Below are 17,912 nucleotides of genomic sequence, written 5' to 3'. Positions count from 1 at the left end.
GGAGAGACCTTGACCAAATGCCCTCAGGCGCTGGCGAACAGCTCCAGCAGGGCGTCGCGCGCCTCGGCGATGCGGCGGTAGTCGGCATCACTGCCGCCGGCATCGGGATGCGCCGTCTTGGCGAGGCGACGGAAGGCGGCGTTGATCTGGATGGGCTCCAGCGCGCCGTCCAGCGGCAGCTCCAGCGTTTCGCGGTGGGGGCGGTCGTCGTCCGGGTCGGGGATGAAGAGGAAGGCGCGGCGAGCCTTCTGCGCGGCGATGCGCAGCTCCACCTGGTCCTCCTGCCAGCGCCGGCGCGACATGACGAGGCAGGCGCCGAAGCTGATCCGCCCTTCCCGCTCCAGCTCGTCGAGGCTGAACGGGCCCACCACGCCATAGGGGGCGTCGAGATAGGCGCTCCGGCCGCCGGCCTCCTCCTCGATCCGGCCGATGGTCACCGTGTCGAGCACCCCGAGCGAGCCGTTCCAGACGACCCATTCCTGTTTGTCGGTCATGCGACGTGCTTTCGTGCATGAATCCGCATCGCCCGCCCACCGGTGTCCGAAAGGCGCCGCGATGCCGCTGTCGCCGGCGTGCCATGCAGGACTGGAGCCAGATGCGGTGGAACTCGGCGCGCGCCGGGCCGCCTCAAGGCTCCGCGGTGCCGATGGCGGGCTTGGCCACGGCGATGGCGGCGCCGATGGCGATCCAGGCCAGCACCACGTAGGGCCACAGATTCCCCGGGAAGGCCGGCACCGGATAGACGGAATTGTACAGCGGCCAGAGCATGGCCACGGTGCCGAGGGCTCCCAGCACCATCCACCGCTGGCTGCCGGCGCGCACGGCGTGGGCGAGGGCGGCGAGCGTCACGCCGAGATAGGCGACGATCAGCGCCAGCACGCCGATGGTGCCCACATTGTCGTAATAGTCCGCCGGCCCGACGAAGGGCGACCAGGCCAGCAGGCCCGCCAGCATGAGGAGGCCGGTGACCACCACCGACACAAAGGGCGTGCCGTGGCGCGGATGCACCTGCGCGGCGGCTTGGGACAGTCCGGCACGGCCGAGCACATAGAGCATGCGTCCCGCCGCGGCGAGGGTGCCGAGCACGGCGGAGAAGGCCGAGATGGCGGCGGCGATGTCCAGCACCGTCGCCATGCGCAGCGTGCCGTACTTCAGCGCCAGCGTGTTCAGGGGCGCCTCGTCCTTCGCCAGCGCGGCCATGTTGCCGAGGCCGTAGCCCACCACCTGGATGTAGGAGGCGAAGACGAAGAACAGTCCGGCCAGCACCACCGACCCCACCAGGGCGAGGGGAATGGCCCGGCCCGGCTGCCCGGTTTCCTCGGCGAGGGTGGCCGCCGCCTCGAACCCGGCGAAGGAGAGCACCGCGAACACCACGGCATAGCCGATGCCCCACCAGCCGACGGATGCATCGGGCCGGAAGGGCGCGAGGCTCAGCCCTTCGGCCGCGCCCACCGCCAGGAGGATGCGCACGCCGAGATAGGTGATGACCAGGATGGAGGAGAGCTCCAGCACCAGCATGAGCCGCGCCGCCACCGACATGTCGCGATAGGCGAACAGCATGGCGACGAGGATCGCCACCACCCCGATGGCGAGCCACCAGCCGCCGAGCTGGATGCCATGGTCGGCAAGGCCGGCCCTGAGGAAGTCGCCCACCAGCGCCGCGCTGCCCGAGCCGCCGGCGATGTAGAGCAGCAGCATGCACCAGCCGGCGATGAAGCCGGCGCGCGGGCCGAAAGTCTCCCCGATGTAGGAATAGGCCGAGCCCGCCCGGGTGACGCGCCGCGCGAAGAAGACGAAGGAGAGGCCCACCAGCGCGACCATCACCGTGCCGAGAGCGAAGCCGAGCGGGGCGGCGACGCCGGCGACGCCCACCGCCAGGGTCACGTTGAGCGCCATGGCCATGGTGGGCGCCATGACCGAAAGGGACAGGCCCACGGCCTCCACCGGACCCAGGTCGCGCTTCAGCTTGATCATGTCGTTCCCCCGCTCAGCTTGCGCAGATTATCGCGCCCGCCGACGGTTCCAACGGCAGAGATTGGCCCAATGCCCGGCGGAGCGGCAACGGCGCCTGAGACGCGGTTGAGGGACGGCAGGCAAAAGAAAAGGCCGCCCGGAGGGGCGGCCTTCTCGATCTTGAACGTTTCGGGCGCGTGGCGTCGGATCACTCCGCCGCGTCGGCGGGGCCTTCCACCAGGGACTGGCCCTCGCCCTGCTCGTCACGGGTGGCGACGATGAGGTCGTCGCGGTTGGTGGCGATCGTACGCAGGCGGTTCATCTGGGCACCGGTACCGGCCGGGATGAGGCGGCCGACGATGACGTTCTCCTTCAGGCCGTCGAGCGGATCGACCTTGCCGTTGACCGCCGCCTCGGTGAGGACGCGGGTGGTCTCCTGGAAGGACGCCGCCGAGAAGAAGGAGCGCGTCTGCAGGCTCGCCTTGGTGATGCCCAGCAGCACCGGGTGGCCGGTGGCGGGCTTCTTGGCCTCTTCCGCCGCCTTCTCGTTCGCCTCGATGAACTCCAGGCGGTCGACCTGCTCGCCGTCGAGGAAGTCGGTCTCCCCGGCGTCGTCGATCTCCACCTTCTGGAGCATGTTGCGGACGATGACCTCGATGTGCTTGTCGTTGATGTTCACGCCCTGGAGCCGGTAGACCTCCTGGATCTCGTTGACGAGGAAGGCGGCGAGCTCTTCCACGCCCTTGATCGCCAGGATGTCGTGCGGCGCCGGGTTGCCGTCCACGATGAAGTCGCCCTTCTCCACCACGTCGCCGTCCTGGAGATGGATGTGCTTGCCCTTCGGGATCAGGTACTCCACCGGATCCCCGCCGTCCGCCGGCTCGATGGAGAGGCGGCGCTTGTTCTTGTAGTCGCGGCCGAACCGGATGGTGCCGGAGATCTCCGCGATGATGGCCGCGTCCTTGGGACGGCGCGCCTCGAACAGCTCCGCCACGCGCGGCAGACCGCCCGTGATGTCGCGGGTCTTGGCGCTCTCCATGGGCACGCGGGCCACCGCGTCGCCGGCCTTGATGTGCTGGTTCGGGTCGGCCGAGAGAATGGCCTCCACCGGCAGCGCATAGCGGGCGTCGCCGCCGCGGGGCAGCTTGATGACCTTGCCGTCCTTCCCCTTGATGAGGATGGCGGGGCGCAATTCCGGACCGCGGCCGGACCGCGAATCCGTCACCACGCGCTTGGCGATGCCGGTCGACTCGTCGACCGTCTCGTTCATGGACGAGCCTTCCACCAGATCCTCGAAGGCCACCGTGCCGTCCACCTCGGAGAGGATGGGACGGGTGTAGGGGTCCCACTCGGCGATGCGCTGGCCGCGCTTGATGGTGTCGCCCTCGTCCACCTTGAGGCGGGCGCCGTACTGGACGCGGTTCACCGCGCGCTCGGTGCCGTCGTGGTCGACGATCACCACCGCGAGGTTGCGGCCCATGACCACGAGGTCACCATCCGAGTTCCGCGCCACGTTGCGGTTGCGGATGCGGACGGTGCCCTCGAAGTTCGATTCCACGAAGGACGAGTCGGCGAGGGTCGCCGCGCCGCCGATGTGGAAGGTGCGCATGGTGAGCTGGGTGCCCGGCTCACCGATGGACTGGGCGGCGATGACGCCCACCGCCTCGCCCATGTTGACCGGCGTGCCGCGGGCGAGGTCGCGCCCGTAGCAGGTGCCGCACACGCCATTGCGGGTCTCGCAGGTCAGCACCGACCGGATCTTAATTTCCTGGATGCCGGACTTGTTGATCCGCTCGACGTGCCATTCCTCGATCATCGTGCCACGGGGCACGATGACGGTGCCGGTCGCCGGCTCCACCACGTCCTCCGCCGCGGTGCGGCCGAGGACGCGCGAGGCGAGCGACGCCACGATCTGGCCCGCGTCGATGATGGCGCGCATGTGGATCCCCTTCTCCGAGCCGCAGTCGCGCTCGGTGATGATGGAATCCTGCGCCACGTCCACGAGGCGGCGAGTGAGGTAGCCCGAGTTCGCGGTCTTCAAGGCGGTGTCGGCAAGGCCCTTGCGCGCGCCGTGGGTGGAGTTGAAGTACTCCATCACGGTGAGGCCTTCCTTGAAGTTCGAGATGATCGGGCTCTCGATGATCTCGCCCGAGGGCTTGGCCATGAGGCCGCGCATGCCCGCGAGCTGCTTCATCTGCGCCGGCGACCCACGCGCTCCGGAGTGGCTCATCATGTAGATCGAGTTGATCTGCTTCTCGCGCCCGGTCTTCGGGTCCTTCTTCACCGCCGAGATTTCCTTCATCATCTCGTCGGCGATGCGGTCCGTGCACTTGCCCCAGGCGTCGACCACCTTGTTGTACTTCTCGCCCTGGGTGATGAGGCCGTCGTTGTACTGCTGCTCGTATTCCTTGGTGAGCGCGCGGGTCTCCTCGACCAGGTCCCACTTCTTCTTCGGCACCACCATGTCGTCCTTGCCGAACGAGATGCCGGCGCGGAACGCGTTGTAGAAGCCGAGCGCCATGATGCGGTCGCAGAAGATCACGCTCTCCTTCTGACCGCAGTGCCGGTAGACGGCATCGATCATGTTGGAGATTTCCTTCTTCGTCATCAGCTTGTTGACGACGTCGAAGGAGAGCTTTGGATGCCTCGGCAGGAGCTCGCCGATCTTCATGCGACCGGGGGTGGTCTCATAGATCTTGGAGTACGACTTGCCCTCGGCGTCGACGCCGATGTAGCGGCCGCGGATCTTGGTGGCGAGGGTGATCGCCTTGGCGTTCAGCGCGTGGTCGATCTCCGCCATGTTGGCGAACATCATGCCCTCGCCCGGCTCGTTCTCCTTCATGATGGAGAGGTAGTAGAGACCGAGCACGATGTCCTGCGACGGCACGATGATGGGCGCGCCGTTGGCCGGGTGCAGGATGTTGTTGGTGGACATCATCAGCACGCGGGCTTCCAGCTGCGCTTCCAGCGACAGCGGGACGTGCACGGCCATCTGGTCGCCGTCGAAGTCGGCGTTGAAGGCCGAGCAGACGAGCGGGTGCAGCTGGATCGCCTTGCCCTCGATGAGCACCGGCTCGAACGCCTGGATGCCGAGGCGGTGGAGCGTCGGCGCGCGGTTCAGCATCACCGGGTGCTCGCGGATGACCTCGTCGAGGATGTCCCACACCTCGGGACGCTCCTTCTCCACCAGCTTCTTGGCCTGCTTCACCGTGGCCGAATGGCCCTTCGCGTCGAGGCGCGAGTAGATGAAGGGCTTGAACAGCTCCAGCGCCATCTTCTTGGGCAGGCCGCACTGGTGCAGCTTCAGCTCGGGCCCCACCACGATCACCGAGCGGCCGGAATAGTCCACGCGCTTGCCGAGCAGGTTCTGGCGGAACCGGCCCTGCTTGCCCTTCAGCATGTCGGCGAGCGACTTCAGCGGCCGCTTGTTGGCGCCGGTGATGACGCGGCCGCGGCGGCCGTTGTCGAACAGCGCGTCCACCGCCTCCTGAAGCATGCGCTTCTCGTTGCGGATGATGATGTCCGGCGCGCGCAGCTCGATCAGCCGCTTGAGGCGGTTGTTGCGGTTGATGACGCGGCGGTAGAGGTCGTTGAGGTCGGACGTGGCGAAGCGACCGCCGTCCAGGGGGACGAGCGGGCGCAGGTCCGGCGGGATGACCGGCACGTGGGTGAGGATCATCCACTCCGGCTTGTTGCCGGACTGCTGGAAGGCCTCGACGATCTTCAGCCGCTTGGCGAGCTTCTTGGGCTTCAGCTCGGTGGTGGCCTCGGAGATCTCCACCCGCAGGTCGGCGGCGATCTTGTCGAGGTCCATGGAGCGCAGCAGCTCACGGATGGCCTCCGCGCCGATCATGGCGGTGAAGCTCGCCTCGCCATACTCGTCCTGGGCGCGCAGGTAGTCGTCCTCGGAGAGGAGCTGACGGTACTTGAGCTTGGTGATGCCCGGCTCGGTAACGACGAAATACTCGAAGTACAGGATGCGCTCGAGGTCCTTGAGCGTCATGTCGAGCAGCAGGCCGATGCGCGAGGGCAGCGACTTCAGGAACCAGATGTGCGCCACAGGGGCGGCGAGCTCGATGTGGCCCATGCGCTCGCGCCGCACGCGCGAGAGGGTGACCTCCACGCCGCACTTCTCGCAGATGATGCCCTTGTACTTCATCCGCTTGTACTTGCCGCACAGGCACTCGTAGTCCTTGATGGGACCGAAGATGCGCGCGCAGAACAGGCCGTCGCGCTCGGGCTTGAACGTGCGGTAGTTGATGGTCTCCGGCTTCTTGATCTCGCCGTAGGACCAGGACTTGATCTTCTCCGGGCTCGCGATGGAGATGCGGATCTGGTTGAAGGTCGGGGCCGGAACGGTCGGATTGAAGACGTTCAGGATTTCCTGGTTCATGAGCTGGCTCCCAAACGAAGTGGGCCTTTAACTGTCACGCCGACCGGCACAAGCGCCGGTCGGCCGATCCGCTTTCGCGGGAAGACGGGGCAATGGCCCGTCAGGTGTTCTCGAGATCGACGTTGAGGCCGAGCGAGCGCATTTCCTTCACGAGCACGTTGAAGCTCTCGGGAATGCCGCTCTCGAACGTGTCCTCGCCGCGCACGATGGCCTCGTAGACCTTGGTGCGGCCGGCCACGTCGTCCGACTTCACGGTCAGCATCTCCTGCAGCGTGTAGGCGGCGCCGTAGGCTTCGAGGGCCCACACCTCCATTTCGCCGAAGCGCTGGCCGCCGAACTGCGCCTTGCCGCCCAGGGGCTGCTGGGTGACGAGCGAGTAGGGGCCGATGGACCGGGCGTGGATCTTGTCGTCGACCAGGTGATGCAGCTTCAGCATGTAGATGTAGCCGACCGTCACCTTACGATCGAACGGCTCGCCGGTGCGCCCGTCGTAGAGCGTGGACTGGCCGGAGGCATCGAGCCCCGCCCGTTCCAGCTCCTTCTCGATGTCCGCCTCGTGGGCGCCATCGAAGACCGGGGTGGCCATCGGCACGCCCTTGCGCAGGTTCTCGCCCAGCTCGGGCAGCTCGGAATCCTTGAGCTGCTCGATCTCGCTCTTGCCGTAGATGGTCTCCAGCCGATCGCGCAGGGGCTTCAGATCCTGCTTGCCATAATAGGCCTCGATCGCCTGCGCCACCTGCCGGCCGAGGCCCGCGCAGGCCCAGCCCAGATGCGTCTCCAGAATCTGCCCGACGTTCATGCGCGAGGGCACGCCCAGCGGGTTCAGCACGATGTCGACGTTGGTGCCGTCCTCCAGGAAGGGCATGTCCTCCACCGGCACGATGCGCGAGACCACGCCCTTGTTGCCGTGGCGTCCGGCCATCTTGTCGCCGGGCTGGATCTTGCGCTTCACCGCGACGAAGACCTTGACCATCTTCATCACGCCGGGGGGCAGCTCGTCGCCGCGCTGCAGCTTCTCGACCTTGTCCAGGAAGCGCTGCTCGAGCCGCTTCTTGGAGTCGTCATACTGGGCGCGGATGGCTTCCAGCTCGGCCATGATGGCATCGTCCGCCACGGCGAACAGCCACCACTGCGAGCGCGGATACTCGCCGAGGATGTCGCGGGTGACCTCGGTCTCCTTCTTGAAGCCCTTGGGCCCCGCGATGGCGACCTTACCGTCCAGGATCTCGGTGAGGCGGCCGTAGACGTTGCGGTCGAGGATCGCCTGCTCGTCGTCGCGGTCCTTGGCGAGACGCTCGATCTCCTCGCGCTCGATGGCCAGCGCACGCTCGTCCTTGTCCACGCCGTGCCGGTTGAACACGCGCACCTCGACGATGGTGCCCGTGGTGCCCGGCGGCAGGCGCAGGGAGGTGTCGCGCACGTCGGCAGCCTTCTCGCCGAAGATGGCGCGCAGCAGCTTCTCTTCCGGCGTCATCGGGCTTTCGCCCTTGGGGGTGATCTTGCCCACCAGAATGTCGCCGGCGCGGACCTCGGCGCCGATGTAGACGATGCCGGCCTCGTCGAGATTCTTCAGCGCCTCTTCAGAGACGTTGGGAATGTCGCGGGTGATTTCCTCGGGCCCGAGCTTGGTGTCGCGGGCCATGCACTCGAATTCCTCGATGTGGATCGAGGTGAACACGTCTTCCTTGACGATGTTCTCCGAGAGCAGGATCGAGTCCTCGAAGTTGTAGCCGTTCCACGGCATGAAGGCGACGAGCACATTGCGGCCGAGCGCCAGCTCGCCGAGCTCCGTGGACGGGCCGTCGGCGATGATGTCGCCCTTCTTCACCTGGTCGCCCACACGCACCAGCGGTCGCTGGTTGATGCAAGTGGACTGGTTGGAGCGCTGGAACTTCATCAGCCGGTAGATGTCGACGCCCGACTTGGACGGATCGGCCTCTTCCGTGGCGCGGATGACGATACGGGTCGCGTCCACCTGGTCGATGACGCCGGTGCGGCGGGCGGCGATGGCGGCGCCGGAATCCCGGGCCACCACGGCCTCCATGCCGGTGCCCACGAGCGGCGCCTGCGAGCGCACCAGCGGGACCGCCTGGCGCTGCATGTTGGAGCCCATGAGCGCGCGATTGGCGTCGTCGTTCTCAAGGAACGGGATGAGCGCCGCTGCCACCGACACCAGCTGCTTGGGCGACACGTCCATGAAGTCGACGCGGTCCGGCGTCACCAGCAGCACGTCGCCGGCGTGGCGGCAGACCACGAGGTCCTCTTCGAAGCGGCCGTCCTTGTCGAGCGGGATGTTCGCCTGCGCGACGTAGTACTTCCCCTCCTCCATGGCGGAGAGATAGACCACCTCGTCGGTGACCTTGGTGTCCACCACGCGGCGGTAGGGCGCCTCGATGAAGCCGTACTTGTTCACCCGGGCGAAGGTCGCCAGCGAGTTGATGAGGCCGATGTTCGGGCCTTCCGGCGTCTCGATGGGGCAGATGCGGCCGTAGTGAGTCGGGTGCACGTCGCGCACCTCGAAGCCCGCGCGCTCGCGGGTCAGACCGCCCGGGCCGAGCGCCGAAAGACGCCGCTTGTGCGTGATCTCGGAGAGCGGGTTGGTCTGGTCCATGAACTGCGACAGCTGCGAGGAGCCGAAGAACTCGCGCACCGCGGCGGCTACCGGCTTCGCATTGATGAGGTCCTGCGGCATCACGGTGTCGATGTCGACGGACGACATGCGCTCCTTGATGGCGCGCTCCATGCGCAGCAGGCCGACGCGGTACTGGTTCTCCATCAGCTCGCCCACCGAGCGGACGCGGCGGTTGCCGAGATGGTCGATGTCGTCGATCTCGCCCTTGCCGTCGCGCAGCTCCACCAGCGTCCTGATGACCGAGAGGATGTCCTCGCGGCGCAGCACGCGCACGGTGTCGGGGCAGTCGAGGTCGAGGCGCATGTTCATCTTCACGCGGCCGACCGCGGAGAGGTCGTAGCGCTCGGGATCGAAGAACAGCGAGTGGAACATCGCCTGGGCGCTGTCGAGCGTCGGCGGCTCGCCGGGGCGCATCACGCGGTAGATGTCGAAGAGCGCGTCCTCGCGGGACACGTTCTTGTCCGCCACCAGGGTGTTGCGGATATAGGCGCCGGTGTTGACGTGGTCGATGTCGAGGACCGGGATCTCGTTGTAGCCGGCCTCCTCGAGCAGCTTCAGCGCCTTCTCGGTGATCTCGTCGCCGGCCTCGGCGTGGATCTCGCCCGAGGCGAGGTCCACGAGGTCCTCGGCGATGTACTGGCCGACCATCTCCTCGTCGGAGATCTTCAGGGCCTTAAGGCCCTTTTCCGCCAGCTGGCGGGCGGCGCGGACAGTCAGCTTCTTGCCGGCCTCGAGCACGACCTCGCCGGTGTCGGCGTCCACCAGGTCCGCGACAGCCTTGTAGCCCTTCATGCGCTTGGGATCGAACGGCATGCGCCAGCCGCCCTTGGCGCGCTCGTAGGGGATCTTCTCGTAGAAGGTCGAGAGGATCTCCTCGTTGTCGAGGCCGAGGGCATAGAGCAGGCTCGTCACCGGAATCTTCCGGCGCCGGTCGATGCGGGCGTAGACGATGTCCTTGGCGTCGAACTCGATGTCGAGCCAGGAGCCGCGATAGGGGATGATGCGCGCCGCGAACAGCAGCTTGCCCGAGGAGTGGGTCTTGCCCTTGTCGTGGTCGAAGAACACGCCCGGCGAGCGGTGCATCTGGGAGACGATCACGCGCTCTGTGCCGTTGACGATGAACGTGCCGTTCATGGTCATCAGCGGAATGTCGCCGGTGTAGACGTCCTGCTCCTTGATGTCCTTCACCGACTTGGCGCCGGTATCGGGATCCACATCGAACACGATGAGGCGGAGCGTCACCTTGAGCGGGGCAGCAAACGTCATGCCGCGCTGGCGGCACTCGTCCACGTCATACTTGGGCGGCTCGAACTCGTAGCGCACGAACTCCAGCATGGCCGCGCCGGAGAAGTCGGAGATGGGGAATACCGACTTGAACACCGCCTGCAGACCGTCGTCGTCGCGTCCGCCCTTCGGTTCTTCGATCTGGAGGAACTGGTCGTAGGACGCCTTCTGAACCTCGATGAGGTTCGGCATCTCGGCCACTTCCTTGATCTTGCCGAAGAACTTGCGGATCCGCTTACGACCGGTGAACGTTTGCGCCATCTCGATCCTCGTCCGTCTGGTCCCCTCGGGGCCGGCACCCTGGCCTTCTCAATCGAAGGCGGGCTCGCCGCGCCGGCACCGGAAACCTCAATCAGCCATCGTGCGCTCAAGGGTTGGGGGCGAAACGCCATCCCCTTTCAGCACCATGACGGCTCTCCCGGCAGCCGCGCCCTGGAGGCTAAGGCTGCCGGGAGAACCGTCGCGAAACGCCGGCTCGCGCCGGCATCGGAAACGGGCCCCGGCCGAAGCCGGGACCCGGAACGTCACAAGCTCACTTGAGCTCGACCTTGGCGCCAGCCTTCTCGAGCTGGGCCTTGAGCTTCTCGGCCTCGTCCTTGGACACGCCTTCCTTGACGGGCTTCGGAGCGCCTTCCACCAGGTCCTTGGCTTCCTTGAGGCCGAGGCCGGTGATGGCGCGGACTTCCTTGATGACCTCGATCTTCTTGTCGCCGGCGGCAGCCAGCATGACCGTGAACTCGGTCTGCTCTTCCACCGCGGCGGCGGCAGCGCCGGCGCCGGGGGCAGCGGCCACGGCCACGGCGGCAGCGGCGGAAACGCCCCACTTCTCTTCGAGGAGCTTCGCCAGCTCGGCGGCCTCGAGGACGGTGAGGGAGGACAGCTCGTCGACGAGCTTGGTCAGGTCAGCCATGGGATATTCCTTAAGATAGGTTCGGATTTTGGAATTGCGAGATCAGGCCGCATTCAGCGGCCGCATCCTCACGCTGCTTCGTCCTGCTTGGCATAGGCCCCGAACACGCGGGCGAGCTTGGCCGCCGGTGCCGTGGTGAGCTGCGCGATCTTGGTCGCCGGGGCCTGGATGAGGCCAACCAGCTTTGCACGCAGTTCGTCCAGGGACGGGAGTGTGGCGAGCGCCTTCACACCGTCCACATTGAGGGCCGTCTTGCCCATCGCGCCGCCGAGGATCACGAACTTGTCGTTGCCCTTGGCGAACTCGACGGCAACCTTCGGCGCCGCCACCGGATCGCTGGAATAAGCGATCAGCGTGGGTCCCTTCAGCAGGGACGCCACATGGGCGACGTCGGAGCCTTCCAGAGCGATCTTGGCGAGGCGGTTCTTGGCCACCTTCACGGACGCACCCTCGGCCTTCATCTGTCGACGGAGTTTCGACATCTGGGCCACGGTGAGGCCGGAATAGTGGGCGACCACGACGACGGAGGTGTTCTTGAACACATCCGTGAGCGTCGTGACGAGCTCTTGTTTTTCCGCTCGATCCACGTCTGGCTCTCTTTAAGCCTGTGGCGGGTCCGACGGCGCGGGGGCGGTCATGCCCCAGGCCTTCGGCTCCGCCGGTTGCGCCTTGCCGCATCCTGCGGCCAACCTGTCGTTCACGACATGGAAGGCCGCCATCTGCGACGCTCACATGCCCTGTCCCCTTTTGCCCGGGGCACGGAGAACCGTGTCGCGGAGCGCAAGGCGCTGGTTCCGAACCGATCTTCAACTCCGGCCGGCACGCCGGCGGAGGCCTTGAATCTGCTCTTCCCCGTCTATGCTGGCTCCCCTTGGGACCGCCCGGACGGGCGATTGCGGGAATTAAGCCTTGATCCTGCGCTCATATGAGCGAACATCAGGGCGCCGGCAGTCTCGGACAGGACCTTCGCCTGCCGGTTCGCCCCTCCATCCCCTGGCAAGCCATGGGACTGCGGACGGACGCCTGACAGACGATAAGGCCGGGCGGGCGAACCCTCCCAGCCCTCCCGCCCGGGTCACGGGCGAAAGTTCCAAAACGAATGCGGATCGTCGCCGACCCGGAACGCACCTCTATAATGAGTCGCCGGGGCCTTGTCACCCCCTTGCGCATTTTTTGCTTGACGGCGGCCCCTTCTCCGTGGCTGGCCCGCGTCAATCGCCTGCGTCGGGGGTATCGGGGGGCTGGAAGGCGAGGATGTCGCCGGGCTGGCAGTCCAGCGCCTCGCAGATCTTCTCCAGCGTCTCGAAGCGCACGCCCTTCACCTTGCCCGACTTGAGCAATGAGAGGTTCACCTCGGAAATGCCGATCCGCTGGGCGAGATCGCGGGCGCGCACCTTGCGCCGGGCGAGCATGACGTCGAGGGTCACGAGGATGGGCATGATGCTCAGACGAAGCTCGCGTTTTCTTCCGCGAGGGTGACCGCCTCGCGCAGGATGGCCGAGAAGGCCAGGACCACGCCGGCGATGCCCGCCAGCACGATGGGGCCCAGGCGCAGCACGGCGGCCAGCACCGCCATGGGGTCGGCTGTCCCCTCCCCCAGCACCACGGCAAGCCGCAGCAGCGGGATCAGCACCGCGGCCGCCAGCAAGGCGAGCCCGAACCGCCGCAGCGCCTCCACCGCATCGAGGCTGAACGCCCGGCCCCGCTCCACCCGGCCGAAGAAGCGGGCAGCCTCATAGAAGCCATAGGCCGCAACGGCGAGCGGCAGCAGCCCGGCCACCATCAGGACGTGCTCCAGAGCCGCCGGCAACGCCGGCCCGTCGGGAAGGGCGAGGCGCTCCACCACGTTCTGCGTCCAGGGCACCGGATGCAGCCAGGCGAGCACCGGCCAGCCCACGATGGCCACCATTAGCGCCAGGGCGATGTGGCGCCCATGCCGGGCGAAAAGCGACGACGCCATCCCCTCACCTCCATCTTGACGTTATTTTTTTATTGTTTTACGTAAAGTTCATTACCTGTATCGTTATGCTCATAGCATGGGCGATGAAGGCGGGCCAGTCACCTGGGCGAGGGGGCGGCTCCCCGGCCGTCGCTCCCCACGGAGAAATGCGTCCCATGACCGATCCTCTCGCCCGCTTTTTGCTGATTGCCGCGCTCGCCGGCCTTAACCCCTTGGCGAGCGCCAGCGCCGCCGATCTCTCCGCTGCGCCCGTCGTGAAGGGCGTGGCGCCGTTGCCCGAGGATCCCTTCGCCGGCTTCTACCTCGGCATCGCCGCGGGCTACGGCCGCGGGGCGACCCAGGCGGACGGCGGTCTGGCCGGCGCCTCGGCCTTCAGCTTCGACACCGACGGCGCGCTGGCCGCGGGATACGGCGGATACAACTGGCGCTCCGGCGCCTTCCTTGCGGGCGCCGAGGTGGAGATCGGCTACATGGGCATCTCCGGCAGCGCGCTCCAGCCGCTGGGCGGCGCGGAGGTCTCGACCCACATCGGCGCCTATGGCGCCCTCACCGGCCGGCTCGGCGTGGTGCTGGGCACCGGCACGCTGATCTATGGCAAGGGCGGCGTCGCCCTCGCCTGGCCGAAGCTTGAGGTGCAGGGACCCGGCCTCGATGCCTGGCGGGTGGAGGCCAATGCCGGCTGGACCGCGGGCGCCGGCGTCGAGCAGGCGCTGGCGGGCCGGTGGCTGCTTCGGGCGGAATATCAATATTTCGACTTCGGGGAGATGACCGCGAACGGCGCCGCCCTGGGCGGACCTGCCGGCGCCTGGACGGCCTCGACCCTCGATGCCCATACCCTCAAGGCCGGTATCGCCCACCGGTTCTGAGGGCCACGCCTGCCGCGACATCGCCCCGTCGCGGCAGGCGTGGGCCGGTGCGTCCGCAACCGCACCGGCCAAAAAGAAAGGCCCGGCGCAGCGCGCCGGGCCTTTCCGTCTTTCTGGAACGTCAGTCGGCTCAGGCGGTGAGCACGGAGGACGGCTCCACCTTGATGCCCGGGCCCATGGTGGAGGAGACCGCCACGCGCTGCAGGTAGGTGCCCTTGGCGCCGGCCGGCTTGGCCTTCACCACCGCGTCCACGAAGGCGCGGATGTTCTCGGCCAGCTTGTCGGCCGGGAAGGAGGCCTTGCCCACGCCGCCGTGGATGATGCCGGCCTTCTCGACGCGGAACTCCACCGCGCCGCCCTTGGCGGCGGCGACGGCGCCCTTCACGTCCATGGTCACGGTGCCGACCTTGGGGTTCGGCATCAGGCCGCGCGGGCCGAGCACCTTGCCGAGACGGCCGACGAGCGGCATCAGGTCCGGGGTGGCGATGCAGCGATCGAACTCGATCTTGCCGCCCTGGATGGTCTCCAGCAGGTCCTCGGCGCCCACGATGTCGGCGCCGGCAGCCTTGGCCTCGTCGGCCTTGGCGCCGCGGGCGAACACCGCCACGCGCACGGTACGGCCCGAGCCGTTGGGCAGGTTGCACACGCCGCGGACCATCTGGTCGGCATGGCGGGGATCGACGCCGAGGTTCAGCGCGACCTCGATGGTCTCGTCGAACTTGGCGGTGGCACGCTCCTTCAGGAGCGTGAGAGCCTCGTCGAGCCCGTAGAGCTTGACCCGGTCGATGCCCTCATTGATGGCGCGGACGCGCTTGCCTTGCTTCGCCATGGCGCTCACCCCTGAACCTGCAGGCCCATGGAGCGGGCCGAACCTTCGATCATCTGGACGGCGGCCTCGACGGTCTCGCAGTTCAGATCCTTCATCTTCTTCTCGGCGATCTCGGCGAGCTGGGCGCGCGTGACCTTGCCGACGAAGGTGCCCTTGCCGGGCGTCTTCGAGCCCGAGCCGGGCTTCTTCTTCGTCTCGAGGCCGGCGGCCTTCTTGAGGAAGTAGGAGACCGGCGGGGTCTTCAGCTCGAAGGTGAAGGAGCGGTCCTGATAGGCCGTGATCACCACCGGGATCGGCATGCCCTTCTCGAGCTGCGCCGTCTGGGCGTTGAAGGCCTTGCAGAATTCCATGATGTTCAGGCCGCGCTGACCCAGCGCGGGGCCGATCGGCGGGGCCGGATTGGCGCTGCCGGCGGGCACCTGCAGCTTGATGTAACCCGTAATTTTCTTCGCCATTTCAACAACTCCCAAAATGCGCCGCGGCCCCCAGGAGGGCGCGGGCGGGATTGCGTGGTGCGGGCTTGAGGAGCGCTTGGCGAGACGCCCTCATCCCTCCCACGCCGGCGCCTCGCCGTGCGGCGGTGCGCCAGACCTGGGCCGACCCTCCTGCGAGGGGCCGGCCCGCTCCGGTCAGACCTTCTCGACCTGACCGAATTCCAGTTCCACCGGCGTCGCGCGGCCGAAGATGGACACCGCCACCTTCACGCGCGAGCGGCTCTCGTCCACCTCTTCCACGATGCCGTTGAAGGACGCGAACGGCCCGTCCGCCACCTTCACCGTCTCGCCCACCTCGAAAGAGATGGAGGGCTTCGGGCGCTCGATGCCTTCCTGCACCTGCTGCAGGATGCGCATGGCCTCGCCCTCGGAGATCGGCATGGGCTTGTTGTCGGCGCCCAGGAAGCCGGTGACCTTCGGCGTGTTCTTGATGAGATGGAAGGCCTCGTCGGTGAGGTCCATCTTCACCAGCACGTAGCCGGGAAAGAACTTGCGCTCGGTATCCACCTTCCGGCCGCGGCGCACCTCCACCACCTTCTCGGTGGGCACGAGGATCTGCTCGAACAGCTCCGCGAGGCCCCGCTGGTCGGCCTGCTCGCGGATCGAGTCGGCCACCTTCTTCTCGAAGTTGGAATAGGCGTGAACGATGTACCAGCGCTTGGCCATGCCTGTATGCCTTCCGCTCACTGACCGATGGTGAGGAGCGTGGAGACGCCGAACCGGATGATCTGGTCGACGACGAGGAAGAAGATGGAGGCCAGGAACACCATCACGAAGACCATGGCGGTGGTGATCAGCGTCTCGCGGCGGGTCGGCCACGTGACCTTGGCGGTCTCGGTGCGGACCTGCTGAAAGAATTCGACGGGACTGTTCTTCGCCATGGCGTCTTGCCGTCCGTTCCTGTTGCCGCCCATTCCCACTGCCGCGCCTTCGGCCGGTTCCGGCCTGGCTGCGGCTCGCGCCGCATGAAATTTCGTGACCCGCCGGCGCCGGCTCTTGCGAGACGTTGCTTCGGGCTTGCCCATGACGGTGGCGGGCTGCCGCGGCCCCTGCCGCCGGCTTTCCCGTTCCGCCGTCTCGCCGTGCCTGCCGCCCCGCGGGAAACCCCTAGGGGATGGCAGGAGTGGAGGGACTCGAACCCCCAACCCCCGGTTTTGGAGACCGGTGCTCTAACCAGTTGAGCTACACTCCTATCGCCTGTCGGCCCCGCCCGAAGGCACGGCCCGCAGACCCGGCGTCCCGAAGCGGGGGCGAAGGCCCGCCTGCCCCGAGGGTAGACTCCGCCGCGCCGGGAAGTGACCCAGCGCAGCGGACGGGTGTGTTTAGTGGGCCCCGCGCCGCATGTAAAGGGGTGGCCTATTGCGCGGCGGCCCCGCCCTGGGGCTCGGGCGCCGCCGTGTCCTTCGGCGCGTCGCGGGCCGGAAACAAGGCCTCGCTGAAGCCGCCGTTGGCCGGGCCGTAATAAGGCGTCGCGCGCATCACCGCCGCGAACTTGTCGTTGTCGGCCTTGCTCGACACATAGGGCACGTCGCGCCGGGTGGCGAGGCCGAAGACGTCGCCCTTGAAATGATCGAACTCCAGCGCGCTCGAATCGAAGCCCAGGCAGGCCTCCCGGTCGAAGGCCGCCATGACCATCTCCTTGTAGTAGAGGTTGGGCTTGACGCAGAGCTTGAAGTTGCGGATCGCCCACTCCCCCTGCACCACCTCGCGCCGGCCCTCCTCCCAGACGAGCAGGCGGCCGCCCTTGGCCCCCGCCGCAGGTGGCTCGAAATAGCCGGCGATGGGGCCAGCGAAGCGATAGGCGTTGATGAAAGTGCGCCCGGCCCAGCTCTGGGCGCGCTTGACCTGCGCGTCCTCCACCTGCTCGGCCGTGGCGCAGCCCGCCAGCGCCGCGCACAGCATCGCGACGGCTGCAGCCCTCGTCTTTCCCGCCATTCCCAACCCCGAATTACCGGCAGCCCAACCTGCCTTTCCCCATCCAGCTACCGGAAGCGGAGCCATAGCGCAACGGAACCTGGTGGCGGAGTCAGCGTGGCGGCGGTGGGGCACCTTCGGGCTGGGCCGCGCCTGTCGCGCAGGCGCGGTTCGCGCCGGTGCCGGGGGCGTTCTCGAATACGCAGCGGGCGGTGGGCGGGGAGCCGCAGACCCGTGCCAGATCGGCAAAGCCCACGCAGCGCCCGTCCGGGCCGCGATAGCCGGGTCCGCCCTTGCAGCCGCAGCCGCGGCACGGCGGGCGCTCGGGGCAAGACTCCTTCGCCGCTGCGGCGGCGCCGAGCAGCAGGACGGCGATAGCGGCGACGAGGCGCAGGCGCATTGCGGCCGGACCAAACGAAAAGGGCGGCGCCCGAAGGCACCGCCCCATTTCCTCACGCCGCGGACACGCGGTCCAGCAGCCTCACGCGGCCAGGCCGGCGTCGATCACTCGATGATGGCGGCGACGACGCCGGCGCCGACGGTACGACCACCCTCGCGGATGGCGAAGCGCAGCTTCTCTTCCATGGCGATCGGCACGATCAGCGCCACGTCCATGGACACGTTGTCCCCCGGCATCACCATCTCGGTGCCCTCGGGCAGCGTGCACACGCCGGTCA

General features: G+C 67.5%; 16 protein-coding genes and 1 tRNA gene. 1 reads left to right on the top strand and 16 read right to left on the bottom strand.

Annotation, left to right across the window (positions count from 1 at the left end):
- Window positions 1-23 precede the first annotated feature (23 nt).
- The 8 genes from ABLE93_RS25060 to ABLE93_RS25025 form a co-directional block, all read right to left on the bottom strand.
- Entirely contained in the window at window positions 24-494 is a 471-nt protein-coding gene (locus ABLE93_RS25060; RefSeq protein ID WP_348842420.1) for a J domain-containing protein, read from the bottom strand.
- A 133-nt stretch (window positions 495-627) separates the two neighbouring features.
- Window positions 628-1,974, bottom strand: coding sequence for an APC family permease (locus ABLE93_RS25055; protein ID WP_348842419.1), 1,347 nt, complete (start codon window positions 1,972-1,974; stop codon window positions 628-630).
- Window positions 1,975-2,161: 187 nt separating this feature from the next.
- Complete coding sequence (gene rpoC, locus ABLE93_RS25050) at window positions 2,162-6,346, bottom strand: DNA-directed RNA polymerase subunit beta' (RefSeq protein WP_348842418.1); 4,185 nt, start codon at window positions 6,344-6,346, stop codon at window positions 2,162-2,164.
- A 100-nt stretch (window positions 6,347-6,446) separates the two neighbouring features.
- Window positions 6,447-10,523: a DNA-directed RNA polymerase subunit beta gene (gene rpoB / locus ABLE93_RS25045; RefSeq protein ID WP_348842417.1), complete on the bottom strand. Its 4,077-nt coding sequence runs from the start codon at window positions 10,521-10,523 to the stop codon at window positions 6,447-6,449.
- A 271-nt stretch (window positions 10,524-10,794) separates the two neighbouring features.
- On the bottom strand, window positions 10,795-11,172 hold the full coding sequence (gene rplL, locus ABLE93_RS25040; protein ID WP_348842416.1) for a 50S ribosomal protein L7/L12: 378 nt from the start codon (window positions 11,170-11,172) through the stop codon (window positions 10,795-10,797).
- Between the two features lie 68 nt (window positions 11,173-11,240).
- Window positions 11,241-11,759 (bottom strand): 50S ribosomal protein L10, encoded by a 519-nt coding sequence (gene rplJ / locus ABLE93_RS25035; protein ID WP_348842415.1) that lies wholly within the window; start codon window positions 11,757-11,759, stop codon window positions 11,241-11,243.
- Window positions 11,760-12,383: 624 nt separating this feature from the next.
- Complete coding sequence (locus ABLE93_RS25030) at window positions 12,384-12,611, bottom strand: helix-turn-helix domain-containing protein (protein ID WP_348842414.1); 228 nt, start codon at window positions 12,609-12,611, stop codon at window positions 12,384-12,386.
- A gap of 5 nt (window positions 12,612-12,616) precedes the next feature.
- Complete coding sequence (locus tag ABLE93_RS25025; protein WP_348842413.1) at window positions 12,617-13,132, bottom strand: DUF2975 domain-containing protein; 516 nt, start codon at window positions 13,130-13,132, stop codon at window positions 12,617-12,619.
- Window positions 13,133-13,287: 155 nt separating this feature from the next.
- Here ABLE93_RS25025 and ABLE93_RS25020 point away from each other — a divergent pair, with 155 nt between their 5' ends.
- The gene (locus tag ABLE93_RS25020) at window positions 13,288-13,998 is read left to right on the top strand and encodes an outer membrane protein (RefSeq protein ID WP_348842412.1); all 711 of its coding nucleotides are present in this window, start codon (window positions 13,288-13,290) and stop codon (window positions 13,996-13,998) included.
- A 130-nt stretch (window positions 13,999-14,128) separates the two neighbouring features.
- Here the strand turns inward: ABLE93_RS25020 and rplA are convergent, their stop codons facing one another.
- The 8 genes from rplA to ABLE93_RS24980 all read right to left on the bottom strand — a co-directional run.
- A complete protein-coding gene (gene rplA, locus ABLE93_RS25015; RefSeq protein WP_348842411.1) occupies window positions 14,129-14,827 on the bottom strand; it encodes a 50S ribosomal protein L1 in 699 nt (232 codons plus the stop codon).
- Window positions 14,828-14,832: 5 nt separating this feature from the next.
- Window positions 14,833-15,282, bottom strand: coding sequence for a 50S ribosomal protein L11 (gene rplK, locus ABLE93_RS25010; protein ID WP_348842410.1), 450 nt, complete (start codon window positions 15,280-15,282; stop codon window positions 14,833-14,835).
- Between the two features lie 174 nt (window positions 15,283-15,456).
- Complete coding sequence (nusG, locus tag ABLE93_RS25005) at window positions 15,457-15,987, bottom strand: transcription termination/antitermination protein NusG (protein WP_348842409.1); 531 nt, start codon at window positions 15,985-15,987, stop codon at window positions 15,457-15,459.
- Window positions 15,988-16,004: 17 nt separating this feature from the next.
- Window positions 16,005-16,202 carry a preprotein translocase subunit SecE gene (gene secE / locus ABLE93_RS25000; RefSeq protein WP_348842408.1) on the bottom strand — a complete coding sequence of 66 codons (198 nt, stop codon included), beginning with the start codon at window positions 16,200-16,202 and terminating at the stop codon, window positions 16,005-16,007.
- Window positions 16,203-16,436: 234 nt separating this feature from the next.
- Window positions 16,437-16,513, bottom strand: a tRNA-Trp gene (locus ABLE93_RS24995).
- Window positions 16,514-16,677: 164 nt separating this feature from the next.
- Window positions 16,678-17,256, bottom strand: a complete 579-nt coding sequence (locus tag ABLE93_RS24990; protein WP_348842407.1) for a hypothetical protein — start codon at window positions 17,254-17,256, stop codon at window positions 16,678-16,680.
- 91 nt (window positions 17,257-17,347) lie between these two features.
- The gene (locus ABLE93_RS24985) at window positions 17,348-17,635 is read right to left on the bottom strand and encodes a hypothetical protein (protein WP_348842406.1); all 288 of its coding nucleotides are present in this window, start codon (window positions 17,633-17,635) and stop codon (window positions 17,348-17,350) included.
- Window positions 17,636-17,739: 104 nt separating this feature from the next.
- Window positions 17,740-17,912, bottom strand: a 173-nt coding sequence (locus tag ABLE93_RS24980; RefSeq protein WP_510183084.1) for an EF-Tu C-terminal domain-related protein, incomplete at its 5' end; no start/stop codon positions are given.

It is taken from the genome of Xanthobacter pollutisoli, from assembly GCF_040044995.1.
Lineage (GTDB): Bacteria > Pseudomonadota > Alphaproteobacteria > Rhizobiales > Xanthobacteraceae > Xanthobacter.
This window is presented reverse-complemented; position numbering and strand designations above follow the sequence as displayed.